The following is a 15146-nucleotide window of genomic DNA, read 5'->3' on the forward strand; positions in this document are numbered from 1 at the left end:
CGAACAACACCAAAAAGCCGCTTCAATATTGCGCGATGCGCTATTGAAGCGGCTTTTGTTATGCTGACATGGCGGCGTTCACCCTGTGAAAACGCTAACGAATCACAGAGGCCTTAATTAGGGGTAAATAACACCTGTTGAAATTCTAACGAATCCTACAGACCTTATTTTGCGAAAAATTGCCCTTTTGCACTCCAATTACTTCTAATAAGACCTCTACGATTCGTTAGAATAAAATAGCAGTTGTTTTCGCACGAATAAGACCTCTACGATTCGTTAGCGCATTTTTATCGGATCAGTTCAGTGAAATTAGCCGTGAATGGCCACTCGGCCATTTAGTGCAGATTAGTTTTAGTTACAGCTTCTTCGTTTACTTCTACTCCTTCTCCTGCTCCTACTCCCGCGGTTGCCTCTGCTTCTGCTACTGCCACTACTTCTGCAACTATTCCCGTTGTTGCACCAGCGGCTACTGCTTCTGCTACTACTCCCGTTGTTGCACCTGCGTCTGCTTCTACTTCTGCTACTGCTCCCGTTGTTGCCCCTGCGTCTACTCCTACACTTGCTACTGCTCCTGCTTCTGCTCCTGATTCTACTCCTTCTCCTTCTCCTTCTTCTGCTCCTGCTCCTTCGTCTGCTCCTGCTCCTTCTTCTGCTCCTGCTCCTACTCCTACTCCAACACTTGCTCCTGCTCCTGCTTCTACCCCAGCACTCGCGCCAGCACTGACGCCTACTCTCTCACCCATGCCATCGCCATCCACTTCGACTCCGCACCACGCTGCCATCGTAAGCGCGATAATCTCGGCGGCTTCGAACATGGCTTCGAGCTCGATATGTTCGTTCGGATAATGGGCCATCTGCGTGAGGCCGGGGCCGAAAACAATGCATGGCGTATCGGCCAGCACCGTCAGCAGACCGCCATCCGTGCCCCACGGCGAAGCTTCCAGAACAGCCGGTCGATGCGTCACCGCCGTGTACTGCTCCGCTACGATCTGCACCAATTCATGGGCCGGATCTACGCTTCCCGGCACCCACCTTGCGCCGAACCATTCAAGCTCGGGCGGCGCTGTGCGGAACCACTCGTCCTTCTCCTCGAGCAGCTCGAGCCAATTGGCCATTTGTTCCTTGGCATGCTCGAGCGATTCCTCCGGCGCAACACCCATACGGCCTTCCAATGTCACGGTGTCAGGAACAGAGGATGGCCAATTGCCCCCCTGGATCGTGCCGATGTTGATCGGGATTGGGATCGGATTATCCGCAAAGAGCGGATCCTGGATCCCCGCATTGCGCACCTGCTCAAGCTCCAGCACATGAGCGACCACGAGCATGCTTTTCTCGATCGCGCTTACGCCTTCGTACCGAGTTCCCCCATGCGCCGCACGGCCCTTCACCACGATTCGGAACCACATGGACCCCTGCTGCTTCGGAAAAATCCGCATATTGGTCGGCTCCGGTATCAAAGCCGCATCCGCCTTATACCCTTTCACAATCATCGCAAGCGTCCCGGCTCCGCCGCTTTCTTCCTCGATGACGCTTTGAAAAATCACGTCACCTTTCAGCGTTATCCCCAAACTTCGAATCGCTTGAATCGCAAGCAACAGCGAAACATTGCCGCCTTTCATATCCGATGCGCCGCGCCCATACAGTTTCCCATCCACCACTTCGCCGCTGTAAGGCTGACTTCGCCACTGCGTTCGATCCCCTTCCGGAACTACATCCATATGTCCGTTTAAGATGATCGAACGGCCGCCTCCACTCCCCCGCAGGACGCCTACCACATTCGGACTGCCGGAGAAGCTCGTTCTGGGCGAATAGAAATAAGGATGCTTTTCCAGCAGCGCACCATCGGGCTCCCACAGATCCACATCCAGCTTCATCTCGAATAATTTGCCCGCAACGAGCAGCTGCGCTTCCTGTTCATTCCCTTGCGTGCTGGCGATTCGGACCAAGCTTTGCAGCAATCCAACGCCTTCCTCGCGGTGCTGCCGCATCCAATCATGAATTAGCGCCTTCAGGTTCATGCTGTCCGCCTCCTTCATCGGCTACGTGATGTAATCCACTTTGTCCGGTATGAGGAGCGTGGCCTCGGTGCAGCTGATTACGTCCTCAATCGTGAAAGGAGACATCACTTCCTTCAGCACTAGACCCTCATCCGTCACTTCCATAACAGCCATTTCCGTAATGATAAAATCAACGCAGCGCTGCGCGGTGAGCGGCAGCTCGCATTGCTTCTTAATCTTCGACTTGCCGTCGCGATTAACATGATTCATCACGGCTACAACGCGTTTCGCTTTCTGCGCCAGCTCCATCGCACCGCCGATGCCCGCCGTCCGTTTACCCGGTACGATCCAATTCGCCAAATCCCCTTGCTCGCTGACCTCAAGCGCGCCTAACACCGTCATATCAATGCAACCTCGGCGAATCATGGCAAACGCGATCGCACTATCGCAATAAGACGCGCCAATCGCGAGCGTTACGGGATAACCTCCGGCATTGCACAGAAATCCATCTTCCGCGCCGGCCGCCGGCGTCGGCCCCGTTCCTAAGATTCCGTTCTCCGCATGGAAGGTCACATGGATGCCTTCCGGAATGAAATCGGCCACCCTCGTCGGAATGCCGATTCCCAAATTGACGACCATGCCATCCTTTATTTCACGGGCGGCTCGCCTTGCAATCCGGTCGCGGCTTGTTTCTCCCACACCCATTGCCAGTTCACTCCTTTCCCTGCAACGACTGCATCGACGAAGATGCCCGGTGTCACAATGCTCTCCGGATCAAGCGCCCCTATCGGAACGATTTCATCCGCCTCCGCGATCGTTCGCGTTCCTGCCATGGCTACCAGCGGGTTGAAGTTGCGGCCGCTTTTGTCGTAGGTCAAATTCCCATATTCATCGGCCTTTAAGGCATGAACGATTGCCACGTCTGCTGTGAGCGCCGGCTCGACCAGGTAGGTTTTGCCGTCCACGATGACCTTCTCCTTGCCTATTTCCAAAGTAGTGCCAATCCCCACATCCACGAGAATGCCGCCCAGCCCCACGCCGCCTGCCCTGATCTTCTCTGCCAATGTACCCTGCGGATAGAAAATCACTTCCATTCGGCCATCCTCCATCATGCGGCCCGCATTGGGATTGGACCCGATATGTGAAGTAATCACCTTCCGAACGCGGCCTTCGGTGACCAAGCGTCCGATGCCAATCCACGGAAACCCGGTATCGTTGCCGATTAACGTGATGTCCCGTACCCCTTTATCCAAAATCGCTTCAACCAGTGTCGGCGGCGTCCCGATTCCGCCGAATCCGCCGTACATCAGCGTGCAGCCATCTACGATCCACTCAAGCGCAGTTTCGATCGCGATCGTCTTCTGTTTCGTCATCCGCCCATGACCTCCCCCATCACTTCCACGATCGACTCTTCCAGCAGCGAGGCCAGCAGGTCAATCTCTTCCGTTGTAATTACCAACGGCGGTGCGATGATGACGGCATCGCCTTCGCCGTCCACGCCTCCGGCCGCAGGGTAGATGAGCAGCCCTTTGCTCTGAGCGCGCTCCACTATCCGCGTCGTTACGCCAAGAGAAACGGGGAAAACCCGCTTGCTCGACCGGTCGGCGACAAATTCCAGCCCAAGCAGCAGCCCTTTGCCGCGAACATCGCCGATGATTGCACAGTTCGCTGCGATCCTCTCCAACATCAGCCGCAGATAACGGCCTTTCTCCTCGGCGGCATCCACAAGCTGCCCGGCAGCGATGTAATCGAGAACGGCCAAAGCCGTTGCCGCAGATTGCGGATTCGCGCTAAAGGTATGGCCGGACATAACAATCTGCGAGCCGGCCAGAATGGGCTCCATGACCCGGTCCTTCACCAGAGTGGCGGCGATCGGCGTATAGCCCGCGCTAAGTCCTTTGCCGAGGGCGATCAAATCCGGCTCCACGCCCCAATGCTCGATGCCGAACATCGCTCCGGTGCGGGCAATGCCGGTCATGACCTCATCGGCGATAAACAGAATGTCGTATTGCTCGCAGATCGCTTTAATCCGCTCGTAGTAGCCAGCCGGCGGGACGACAGCTCCTCCGGCCGCACCAATAATCGGCTCCGCGATGAAAGCCGCAATATGGTCGGCGCCGATTCGCTTAATATTCGTTTCCAGATCATCCGCGCAAGATAACCCGCAGCTCGCAGCCGACAAATGGTATGGACATCGATAACAATAAGGCGCCGCTACTATAGGCAGCTCTTCAAGCAGCGGAATAAACCGCCGTCTCCTGGCGACATGGCCGGACATCGACAATGCTCCAAGCGTGATGCCGTGATAGCTCATCCGTCTGGAAATGACTTTATTTTTGCCGAGTCGACCTTGCTCCTGCCAATATTGAATGGCGATCTTCATCGCCGTTTCCGTTGCCTCCGACCCGCTGTTCACGAAGAAGGACCAGTAATCGTGGCCAGGTGCCAGATCGCTGAGCCGCTTCGCAAGCCGTTCCGCCGGTTCGCTCGTAAATTGGGACCGATAAACGAAAGACACTTTCTGTGCTTGCGCCAGCATGGCATCGATGACCTCTTGCACCCCATGCCCGATTCCGGCTGTAACGGCGCCAGACGAGGCATCCAAGTATGCTTTTCCATGTTCATCGTACAGAAATACACCTTTGCCATAGTCAATCTTCGGATAGTGGGCACTTAGCAGCGGTTTGATCAAATGTTCCCGCGTCAATCGTTTCCCCTCCAATCGGCCTATCTTCATGCCCTTTCTTGAAGCAATTTCGGTGCCAACTCGTGCGGGTAACCACGAATTCACGAATCTGGCATTGATTTTGCATCCAATCCATGTAGAATAACGGAAACGGGATTGGGGGATCAGTCATCATGGAATCGAAGCCGAACGATAAGCAGTATTATGCGATGGAAACCGAACAAGGTACGAACTTCACCCTTCAATTATGCAGAGATGAATTCAACATGCGGCTGCGGGTCGATGATTACAACTACGAGGGAAATGCGGATGCACTGTGCAACCGTCTCGCGGAATTAATGGGAAATCCATTGTTTACGAAGCTATTCGTAAAGGTGCGCGAACAGGATATGCGATCCTTTATGGCTAGGGGCTATATGCTGGAAGGGATTTACAAGGGGTATTATGATGGGCAAGATGCGTATTGCATGGCCAGATATACCGATCTCAAGAGACGCTCGAGCGATCACTGGATCGAAGAGGATCACATTCTGGAGCAAGTACTCGCGCTGCAACCGAAGCCTGACAGAGAACGGCTGGAGGAAACGTTCTCTATTCGCTGTGCCGCAGCTCAGGATTCGCAGGAGCTGGCTTCCCTATATGGACAGATTTTCCAAACCTACCCCATTCCGATGAATGACCCCGCATATGTGGCTCATGTTATGGAAGAAGGTACGGTGTTTTATGTCGTGGAGCATGAAGGACGAATCATCAGCGCGGCCTCAGCTGAAATCAACGCCAAATACCGCAACGCGGAACTCACAGACTGTCTGACTCTGCCCGCCTATCGCGGACATGGCTTGATGCGGCAGCTGCTCCTAGTGTTGGAAGAGGATTTACTCCAGCGGAATATCCGCTCCGCTTATTCGCTCTCACGCGCATTGTCCTTCGGCATGAATGCCGCATTATTTCAACTGGGCTACGGCTATCATGGCCGTCTGACGAAGAATTGCGATATTTACGATAAGCTCGAGGATATGAATTTGTGGTGCAAAATACTCTCGGAGCACTAATTACCGCCCTTGCTCCTTGGCTCGTTTACGTTTGAAGGAGGAGGCAATGCCAAGCTCCTCCCGATACTTGGCGACGGTTCGCCGGGATATTGGAATGCCTTCCCCTTCGAGCAAGAGAGCCAGCTGCTGGTCGGAATACGGCGCACCGCCCGCTTCCTTCTCGACCATTTCCCGGAGCTTCGCTTTTACACGCTCCGCTGTGGCCGCATCTTCCTGCCCGTTGTTGAAGCCGGACGGAAAGAAATATCCAAGCTCGTAGGTGCCCCATGGCGTCTGCGCATATTTGCCTGCAACCGCACGGCTGACCGTCGATTCATGCAAGTCGACTTTCTCCGCAATATGCTTAAGCACCATCGGTTTAAGATGGTCCGCACCTCCCCGAAAGAAAGCCGCCTGTTCTTCCACGATCGCTCTTGTCACCCGCAATAGAGTCAGCCTGCGCTGTTCCAAGCATTTGAGCAGGAATGCGGCGGCACTTCGTTTGGCCAGTAAATACCGGCCCGATTCATCCGACCTCCCCAGCTCTTTCGCGATCCCTTCATAATTGGAGTTCACCCTCAGCCTTGGCGCCGCCGACTCTTGGACGGAAACGACAAACTGATCACCTACTATTCGAATGAGCACATCCGGGATGATGTAATCCGCGTGCCTCGACTGATAGGCTGCTCCGGGCCTTGGATTCAGCGTTTTGATGAACCTGATTGCCGATACGATCTCTTCCTGCGAGACATGCAGCAAGCGCATTAATTTCGGTATGTGATAATCCGCAACCGCTTCCAGATGGGAAGTAATCAAAGTGACGACCAGCGGGCTGAAGCCCTCCGTTCGCCTTACTTGCAGCAGCAGACACTCTGCCAAATTTCTGGCACCTACTCCTGCAGGCTCCAGTCCTTGCACATAACTTAATGCTTGCTCAACCTCACTAAGCGCTATCCTCAGTTCGCCCGCAATCTGCTCCGGCGGACAGTCCAAATAGCCATTCGCATCTAAATTTCCGATGACGAAGTCGACTACTTTTCTCAATGCACCGGAGATCTCCGAATCGAAACGAAGCTGTTCGTTCAAGTGTTTTTCCAGTGTAACTCCCTGATCTGCTGCAAGGTAATCAAGTGGAGCCGCACTTCGCGGACTTCGTGACCAATCCTCGCCAAGTCCGGCTCCTCCGTGCCCATCCATTGCTTCCAGAAACGGATTATCTTCAAGCTCACTTTGAATAAATTCAAGCAAATCCGAAGTCGGCAGCTGCAAAATTTTGATCGCCTGCTGCAGCTGAGGCGACATATGCATATGAGGCTTCTGCTGCTGATACATCCCGAACCCATACCGGGAAGTCATAAGAATCACCTGCTTTGCGGGTGGATTTCTTATAGTATATTCGCGATGGGCTAAGTCCGATTAATAATAACGGTTTTGATTTCCGTCATTTCCTCGATTGCGTATTTAATGCCCTCACGTCCGAGCCCGCTTTCTTTCACGCCGCCATAAGGCATATGATCCACCCTGAACGTAGGGATATCGTTAATCAGGACGCCGCCTACATGCAGCTTCTCCGCGGCATCGAGCGCCGTATGAATATTGTCCGTGTAGATTCCGGCATGAAGACCGAATCTGGAATCGTTAATATGCGCGATCCCTTCCTCCACGTCCCGAATGCGATTAATGAGTACGATTGGAGCGAATGCTTCCTCGCAGCATATTTTTGCCGATCGATCTACTTCCAGAAGCACGGTAGGTTGTAGAATTTGAGCGGAAGAAGTACCTCCGCCACATGCGACGATTGCTCCTTGCTCCACCGCTTCATCAATCCATGACAATGCGCGGCTAACGTCACCTAGCGTGATCATGGCGGAGAGATCCGTATCCGGATCAAGCGGATCGCCTACCTTGAGCTTAGACGCTGCCTCACAGAATTGAGCAACGAACTCATCATAGCTATCCGCGTGCACATAAATGCGCTGCAACGAAATGCATACTTGACCTTGGTAAGAGAACGCACCGACCACGCAGCGCGGAATGATTTTGGACAACTGAACTCCTTTATCGATAATTAAAGCGGAGTTCGAGCCCAGCTCAAGCGCGACACGTTTCAAACCGGCACGATTGCGAATGCCGATGCCGACCTTCGGGCTGCCTGTGAACGAGATCGCCTTTACTCGATCATCCGTCACGATGACATCGCCTATAACGGAACCGGAGCCCGTGACTACATTCAACGCACCGGCAGGCAATCCCGCTTCCTCCAGCAATTCGGCCACGAAGAATGCGGAAAGCGGCGTTTGCGATGCCGGCTTAAGCACGATTGAGTTCCCGGATGCAATCGCAGGCCCTACTTTATGAGCAACCAGATTCATCGGAAAATTAAACGGCGTAATCGCGCCGATCACGCCAATCGGCTCTTTCATCGTATAAGCGATTCGCCCTTCGCCGCCGGGAGCTGCATCCAGCGGGATCATTTCGCCGCTTAAGCGCTTCGCTTCCTCCGCGGCAAACTTATACGTCTGAATGGTGCGATCCACTTCAGCCTTTGCCGCCTTGAGCGGTTTGGCCGCTTCCAATGCGATGATGCGGGCAGCCTCCTCTGCGCGCTCGCTAAGAAGGCGGCTTAATGTCTCCAATATCGCCGCCCGTTTATGAGCGGGAAGCTTTGCCATGACGCCCCTAGCCAAGTACGCGGCTTCGATCGCGCGCTCCGTCTCTTCTCGGTCAGCTAGCGGAATTTCAGCTAATTCCTGACCGGAGAACGGCTCTGACAACTTCGTGTAGGACTTTGCTTCCAACCACTGTCCACCAATATAGAGCTGCTTCTTAATCATCCGCTAAGCCTCCTTTATTTGCTCAGGTCTTCCTTCGAATAGAGTTGAAGCACAATATCACTTAAGATATCCAGCCCCTCTTGCAGCTGTTCATCTGTTATTACCAGCGGCGTCAAGAAACGAACCACATTGCCGTAGATGCCCGCACTAAGTAAGATGACCCCTGCTTCATAGGAAGCTTGAATAACCTTCGCTGTAAATTCCTTCATCGGCTTCTTGGACGACGGATCGATAAATTCAACCCCGCACATCGCGCCTAACCCACGTACTTCCGCTATAACAGGAACTCGTTCTTGAAGCGCTGTGAAGCAATCGATGATCCGGCGTCCGATAGCCATCGCGCGATCACAGAGCTGCTCTCTCTCGATCATCTCGATCACGGCAAGCGCCGCTGCGCATCCGAGTGGACTGCCGCCGTACGTACCGCCGATTTCGCCCGGGGTCGGGGCATCCATAATCTCTAAACGTCCGGTAACGGCGCTCAGCGGTATGCCCGCAGCGAGTGATTTGGACATCGTAATCAGATCAGGCTCAATTCCAAAATAGCTCGAAGCAAACATCGTTCCCGTTCGACCAAAGCCGGTTTGAATTTCATCACAAATAAACAGGATCTGATTTCTTCGGCATACCTCATAGATACCTTTCACGAACGAAACAGGCGGAACGATGAAGCCTCCCTCGCCCTGCACCGGTTCCATGATAACGGCTGCCAGTTCTTCGGGAGCGGCTTCCGTCAATAGAAAATCCTCGAATTGTGCCACGCAGAAGGCAGCATACTCGTCTTCCGTCATTCCCTCGGGCCTATGCAGCGGATAGGGATACATCGCTTTATAAGTCGCAGGGGCAAACGGCCCCATCCGATATTTGTACGGCCTTACTTTACTGGTAAGCGACATGCCGAGCAATGTACGTCCATGGAAGCCACGCGTGAATGACACGATGCCGGGCTTTCCCGTGAACTTCCGTGCAATCTTAACGGCATTCTCTACCGCCTCAGCACCGCTGTTCAGCAGAATGGTTTTCTTCGGATAATCTCCCGGAGTAATCTCCGCTAATTTCTCCGCCAGCCGGACATAGGGTTCATACATGGCCACATGAAAGCTGGTATGGATATATTGCGAGGCTTGTTTCTGCACAGCATCGACAACCTCGGGCGGACAATGCCCGACATTAAGTGTACCGATCGCCCCGGCAAAATCAAGAAATACATTGCCGTCCACGTCTGTCACCTGTGCACCGGCGGCCTGCTGCACAAAGATCGGCGTCGTATTGCCGATGCCCAGCGGTACAAATTGCTTTCGCTTCTCCAGCAGCGCTTTCGCCTTAGGTCCTGGAAATGGTGCCGTAACGGATACGTAAGCTCTATGCTTCTTCATTCAACGCGCTCCTTCCGCGCCTCCGCGCGAACTGCTCTTCTGCATTTCCTTCTGCCAGCTGAATGAGCAATTTCCATGCCAACCTCTCCGAAAATAAGAAAAAGACGCCTCCATTTCTGCGGCGTCTTCTTTCCTTCCAGCTTTGAATCTCCGTTACGCGATTCCGTTATTAAAGCGTTACCGAGGCACACTAACGTTTCTCAACTCTTCGTGCCTCGCGATCACTTGATCCATCACACATCTGAATATAGCTGTTGCATAGGCAGCATTTAGTCCGTGCGCTTCCGACAATTGTACGATTTTGAGAAACTGCTTCGCTTCGCGGCTCGCATCTTGAGCTTGTAGATTGTGGGTCGCTTTGTAGTGCCCTACTTCTTCCGTTAGTTGGAATCGCTTGGCAAGCAGCGCAACCAGCTCATTATCGATGCTATCAATGTTTTGTCTAAGTTCATCTAATCCGGTAGTCATTTATTGTCTCTCCTTAGTCGCTTAGCAGCGTCGCAATCCGGCGGTTTCGCGCTTTGACGCTTTTTTGCAATAAAGCAATAATAGCTACTAGATTAACACAATTTGAATCGTTATGTAAGTGTAAAATGTTCGGAAATGACTCAATGAATTAGCCGAATCATCTGTACGACCGGCCTATTGTCGCCAGCCAGCACCGTTTCGGCAACCTGCATTTGGGAGGAACCGTCCCCGTCGAGAAATATTCCGTCAGCGAGCTGCTCTTCTCCAACTTGCTCGATTATCGCCGTTCGAAACGCTTCGAGTGTCCCCTTCGTACTGCTTACGACTAAATACAGCCTCCCGGAGTTGTCGTAAACGGCCGCTGTTCGGAGCCTTTCCTCATCCATATTAGGCGCGTTCTCTAGTTGCGCTCTCATCAGCCACTCGGTATCTTGTCCAAGGCCCATGCTGATTCCGCCTTGCGCCCAGAAATGTGCGCGATCCCTTACTTGCAGCTCAGAAACGGTAGAAACAACCTGTACGCTTAATTTATTGGCGATTTCATCCCAAACGAGCGTGCCGCGCGGGTACTTGGCATTTTCCGAGCCGGAGCCGTAATGATTCAATGCCCCCGCCACGGGATTCCCATTCACAACCGCCATACTGAGTAGTGCGGATTCGTAGAAAAATCCGCCGTTAATGCCGTAATAATCGGATAACGAAATATTATTGCGTATCGTTTCGAAAGTAATATTCGATGGCTGCGTTTGCAGCACATGAAGCTTGAAACCATTCGATGCTTCCCGCTCCATATAGAGATAGTCATATGCAGGATATCGAACCACTCTCGGGGTATGATGCGCATTCAATGCATGCACCAGCAAGAGTACCATTCCGCCAAGAATCACGACGATTCCCAGCAGAATGGTTGAAGCACGAATCACTCGCCATCTGGTCGACAATTGCAGACTAGCCACCTTCTCTTCGCTTGCTATATCTATAAAAGTAATGAAATTGAAATCCACTTAGATCGTTTGAACGACTATATAGCTCCATACGCCGGCTGCCATGACGACTCCACTAAGCAGACACATAAAGAGAACGGATGTTTTCATTCTCTAACCTCCTTATTAGTCAAGCTGCACTTCACTTATATGGACTGGTTTGCTTATCAAAAGGTTGCACCCAGCATGATCTGCTTGAAATGCGAACTCTTTCCTGTCATGTTTATATAAGGAGAATGAAGTGCTTGTCTGGCAGGTGCAGACAGCCGGTCATTACATAAGGAGGAGAACAGCATGAACCATCCAATTGGGATGCAAACACCGGAAGGCATTTACATGCTCGAGCAGGTTAGAAAAATTTGCAGCAGCCTTCCCGAAACAACCGAGATCATCGACGGACACGGTCATACGACATTTAAGGTCAAAGACAAATCGTTTATTATCATGAGCGATTATGGCATGACCTTTAAGTCTGATCTGGAGAATCAAGAAATTATTTTGCAGCAGGAGCAATTCTTCAAACCGAAGTATATCGGGCACCGCGGCTGGGTCGGCGTGAATGCTCCTTCAGATTGGGAGCAAATGGCCATTCTGCTGAAGGAAGCGTATTTGCACGCTGCACCGAAACGTCTGATTAAGCAGCTCTTGGAAGAAGTGAACTAATCATTTAATCCTTTGCCGCTGAGAATGTGCTGCGTGTATTTTTCAACCCGTGCCACTCGTGTTTTGGATTGTTTGGGTTCAGAGAAATGGAGAAGATAAGCGCGTTGTCGTCCCGGAGTTAATGCTTCGAAAGCGGTTTTCAATGCCGGGACTTCATCGAGCTTGGATTGAAACTCTTCAGGAACCGTGTATTCGGTATTTTTCTTATAGGTCACTTCCAAGCCGGACTTCTCAACCTCAATGGCTTCGCGAATATAAGCTTTCAACGTAGCTTCCATCGCCACGATTTGCTGCACGCTCGTGAACCGAATCTGGCGTGCCGCCTGGACATTCTCCGTTTGCTGAATGAGGATGCCTTGCGGGTCCTTCAACAGAGCGCCTTTGTGAAACAGCAGCGCGCAGTATTCTTTGAACCCGTGGATTATTACGACGTTTTTGTCCTGATAGGTATAACAAGGATGCATCCATTTGAAGTCTTCGGTCAGCTCGCAATCCAGCACGATATTCCTTAATTCCTCGTACTCTTCGCGCCACTTCGTAGCACTGCTTATGAACACATCCGCTTTATGATTCAATCTGCTATTGGCCATCTTAAGTAACACTCCTCGGGCATGTAGCTAGCCGTTCATTTTGCTGAAATCCATATAGAGCACATTCCATTTATGGCCGTCCAAATCCGCGAAACCGGCGCCGTACATCCAGCCGGCATCATGGGGTTTGCTATAGATCGTTCCGCCGGCGGCAGCGACCTTGACGAGCAGCTCGTCCACTTCTTCCTTGCTGTCTGCGCCGATCGAGAGCAATACTTCCGATGCTTCACCGGCATTTGCAATTGGACTGCTTATAAAATTGCGGAACGTGTCTTCGGGGAACAGCATCACGACAACATTCTTCTCGCCGATGATCAGCCCTGCTTTATCCTCTTGACCTTCGAACTGTTTATTTAATGTAAAGCCAATTTCCCGGAAAAACGCGCTCGACTTGCGGACATCCTTAACCGGCAAGTTGATCCAAATATCCTTGGGCATCCTCATTCACTCCTCGATAATTAATCGAACAATCCTCTTCGAATGAGATTGGCGGTGATCGGTTTTAATCCCAGCTCACGCGACCAAATCGACAATTGTCCGATATGATGAATTTCATGAGCAATGACATGCCGCATGATTTCGCCATATTTAAAGCGCTCAGTTTCGCCTTCATTATTCAGATCGGTCAGAAGCTTCTCTTCCAAGCCGTCATTCCAGTCATAAACGAAGGGTGCAATAGCTGTATGACATTGCTCCGAAAAATCTCTTATTTTCTGTAAGGAAGCTAATTCTTCAAAAGGCGGCAGCGGCGGTTCACCATTCCCCTGCAAGCAGTAAATCCAACTAAATTCCACATCGATAATATGAAACAAGGTGTAGAGGATACTGCCCACTCCGCCCACACGCTTCTTCAGCAATTCCTCTTCGGATACTTGCTCGCACCAAGCTAACCAGTCCTTACGGACCTGCCAATTGTATTCAAATAGCTTCTGCATTCGACTTCGCTCCTTTATGAACGGAATTTACGATAAACACCTCTTACTAATTCGCCAAAGTGTTCGTAAATCCTGTCTTCAGAAGCGAACATCATCGGACCGGCTTTCTGAAAAGAAAAAGCCGCGAATATCGCTCGCGGCTTCGTACATTAAGTTAACCGAGGCAAATATCGCTCGTGGACAACGTTGATATGATGCTGCGCATGCCCGAGGATGAAGTACGCACCGGCAGCAGCCGACGTCTTCACTTCATTCAGGATGCCGAATTGTTTGATTTCCGCTTCAGTCAAACCATGGATTAGGGATGCGGATGCGGCTCGCACAGTCCGGTACTCCTCGATTAAATCTTGCAGCGGACGACGGTCAAAATGGGTCAAGCTCACATACACATCAGCGTGCCTTGGCATCGGCGTCAAATCGCCTCTGCCGGCAACCAGAATCCGATATGTCATTAGTCGCTCGGTATCGATAATATGGCCCAGCACGTCTTTGAGACTCCACTTGCCTTCCGCGTAGCGATACAGACTTTGTTCTTCCGTCAGCGAACTGTACAGATCGCTTATTTGTTTGCCTTGACTTATAAGAAGCTGATGGATGTCGCCTTCATCGACCGTTGCATAATAAGTGTCCCATACGGAGTTATATTCTCCTGCTTTCGGTTTCGGTATGTACAATTTGCTCACCTCATTGGGATAATGGTAATAAGCCGTATTATACCAGCTTAAGCAGGGTTTGTATGGATTTTTTCCCACTGCACTTTTCAGCCCACTGCCTCGCTTTTGTTGAAGGACTCATTTATAGCGCTCAACTTCTTCAAATGCGGGACAAGACCTTTCAACAGGTCTTTCTTTAATAACGTAATGTAGTCCAATGGCATGCCTTCGTATCGGTCACTCATCCTCATCTCGTTCGCACGTTCTTTGAATTGCTGCATGGTCTTATCAAGATTAGCCATCTCCACAGCGGCATCACGGTTTGCTTTGAGTGAAACGCGGTCAATCACCTGCGGCTTGGCTAACCAGTATCTCGAGCTCGTGTTATAAACGGTTCTCCAGAGATCGGCTTGAAAAGCCAGAAGAGCTGCATCCTCCTGCTGCTGAGAGGTCATAATCAGGTTATTGACGCGATGTCGAAGTTCCTGGTCCGGCTCTTTGAGATCCGCAGCCTGAATCAACAGCACCAGTTGATTGGTCGCTTGGCTAGCCTGTTCTTTGGCGAGGTCGAGTACCTTCTGGTTATGAACGCGATCTTTCATATCATGGATTGCTGAGATTTCGGTCAAGGATTTCACTAACGGCTGAAAAGAGTTCATGTTTGCAAGCATTTCCAGAAAATAATCATTCGTTTTCTCCTCATAGAGTGCCTGCACCTCTTGCTGCTTGTTACGCTGATTGTTCAACGCTCTAAACTGGAAGAAGACCGTACATACAAGTACGATGCAAAGTGTTATCCAACTATAATAGAAAACTCTGGATTTATTGCTTCTCAATGGTTCAACACCTCTATATTAGTTTCAGTGGATTCAGCTTATTTTACTCATTGCTTCTGGACTGAGCTTTGAGCTGCGACTGAATCTATATAAA

15 protein-coding genes and 1 pseudogene are annotated in these 15146 nt (G+C 51.5%); 2 read left to right on the forward strand and 14 right to left on the reverse strand.

Annotation, left to right across the window (positions count from 1 at the left end; translation table 11 throughout):
• Positions 1–761 precede the first annotated feature (761 nt).
• The 4 genes and pseudogenes from BM412_RS11130 to BM412_RS11145 form a co-directional block, all read right to left on the reverse strand.
• Positions 762–2018, reverse strand: a pseudogene (locus tag BM412_RS11130) (peptidase); the annotation flags it as partial.
• Positions 2019–2039: 21 nt separating this feature from the next.
• Positions 2040–2702, reverse strand: a complete 663-nt coding sequence (locus BM412_RS11135) for a 3-oxoacid CoA-transferase subunit B (protein WP_091217569.1) — start codon at positions 2700–2702, stop codon at positions 2040–2042.
• Entirely contained in the window at positions 2645–3370 is a 726-nt protein-coding gene (locus BM412_RS11140) for a CoA transferase subunit A (protein WP_091217572.1), read from the reverse strand. Before BM412_RS11140 ends, BM412_RS11135 begins: the two co-directional genes overlap by 58 nt.
• Positions 3367–4704: an aspartate aminotransferase family protein gene (locus BM412_RS11145; protein ID WP_091217574.1), complete on the reverse strand. Its 1338-nt coding sequence runs from the start codon at positions 4702–4704 to the stop codon at positions 3367–3369. Before BM412_RS11145 ends, BM412_RS11140 begins: the two co-directional genes overlap by 4 nt.
• Positions 4705–4856: 152 nt before the next feature.
• On the opposite strand from BM412_RS11145, the gene ablB reads away from it, so the two are divergent.
• Positions 4857–5735: a putative beta-lysine N-acetyltransferase gene (gene ablB / locus BM412_RS11150; protein WP_091217577.1), complete on the forward strand. Its 879-nt coding sequence runs from the start codon at positions 4857–4859 to the stop codon at positions 5733–5735.
• Here the strand turns inward: ablB and rpoN are convergent, their stop codons facing one another.
• From rpoN to BM412_RS11175, 5 genes are all read right to left on the reverse strand, one after another.
• The gene (rpoN, locus tag BM412_RS11155) at positions 5736–7070 is read right to left on the reverse strand and encodes an RNA polymerase factor sigma-54 (protein ID WP_091217580.1); all 1335 of its coding nucleotides are present in this window, start codon (positions 7068–7070) and stop codon (positions 5736–5738) included. It lies immediately after the preceding gene.
• Positions 7071–7120: 50 nt separating this feature from the next.
• Positions 7121–8548 carry an aldehyde dehydrogenase family protein gene (locus BM412_RS11160; RefSeq protein ID WP_091217583.1) on the reverse strand — a complete coding sequence of 476 codons (1428 nt, stop codon included), beginning with the start codon at positions 8546–8548 and terminating at the stop codon, positions 7121–7123.
• Between the two features lie 14 nt (positions 8549–8562).
• Positions 8563–9924, reverse strand: coding sequence for a 4-aminobutyrate--2-oxoglutarate transaminase (gabT, locus tag BM412_RS11165; RefSeq protein ID WP_091217586.1), 1362 nt, complete (start codon positions 9922–9924; stop codon positions 8563–8565).
• A 177-nt stretch (positions 9925–10101) separates the two neighbouring features.
• On the reverse strand, positions 10102–10392 hold the full coding sequence (locus BM412_RS11170) for a chorismate mutase (protein WP_091217589.1): 291 nt from the start codon (positions 10390–10392) through the stop codon (positions 10102–10104).
• Positions 10393–10532: 140 nt separating this feature from the next.
• Entirely contained in the window at positions 10533–11333 is an 801-nt protein-coding gene (locus BM412_RS11175; protein ID WP_143111595.1) for a phosphodiester glycosidase family protein, read from the reverse strand.
• A gap of 336 nt (positions 11334–11669) precedes the next feature.
• Here BM412_RS11175 and BM412_RS11180 point away from each other — a divergent pair, with 336 nt between their 5' ends.
• Positions 11670–12038, forward strand: coding sequence for an MmcQ/YjbR family DNA-binding protein (locus BM412_RS11180; RefSeq protein ID WP_256256245.1), 369 nt, complete (start codon positions 11670–11672; stop codon positions 12036–12038).
• Here the strand turns inward: BM412_RS11180 and BM412_RS11185 are convergent.
• From BM412_RS11185 to BM412_RS11205, 5 genes are all read right to left on the reverse strand, one after another.
• Positions 12035–12628, reverse strand: a complete 594-nt coding sequence (locus BM412_RS11185; protein ID WP_091217595.1) for a YdeI/OmpD-associated family protein — start codon at positions 12626–12628, stop codon at positions 12035–12037. The genes BM412_RS11180 and BM412_RS11185 overlap by 4 nt on opposite strands.
• Before the next feature lie 27 nt (positions 12629–12655).
• On the reverse strand, positions 12656–13066 hold the full coding sequence (locus BM412_RS11190; protein ID WP_091217597.1) for a VOC family protein: 411 nt from the start codon (positions 13064–13066) through the stop codon (positions 12656–12658).
• Positions 13067–13086: 20 nt separating this feature from the next.
• The gene (locus tag BM412_RS11195; RefSeq protein ID WP_091217600.1) at positions 13087–13563 is read right to left on the reverse strand and encodes a DinB family protein; all 477 of its coding nucleotides are present in this window, start codon (positions 13561–13563) and stop codon (positions 13087–13089) included.
• A 149-nt stretch (positions 13564–13712) separates the two neighbouring features.
• The gene (locus BM412_RS11200) at positions 13713–14246 is read right to left on the reverse strand and encodes a DinB family protein (protein WP_256256365.1); all 534 of its coding nucleotides are present in this window, start codon (positions 14244–14246) and stop codon (positions 13713–13715) included.
• Between the two features lie 77 nt (positions 14247–14323).
• Positions 14324–15052 carry a hypothetical protein gene (locus BM412_RS11205; RefSeq protein WP_091217606.1) on the reverse strand — a complete coding sequence of 243 codons (729 nt, stop codon included), beginning with the start codon at positions 15050–15052 and terminating at the stop codon, positions 14324–14326.
• Positions 15053–15146 lie beyond the last annotated feature (94 nt).

Origin of the sequence: Paenibacillus sp. BC26 (assembly GCF_900116125.1) — a bacterium.
GTDB lineage: Bacteria > Bacillota > Bacilli > Paenibacillales > Paenibacillaceae > Paenibacillus_Z > Paenibacillus_Z lignilyticus.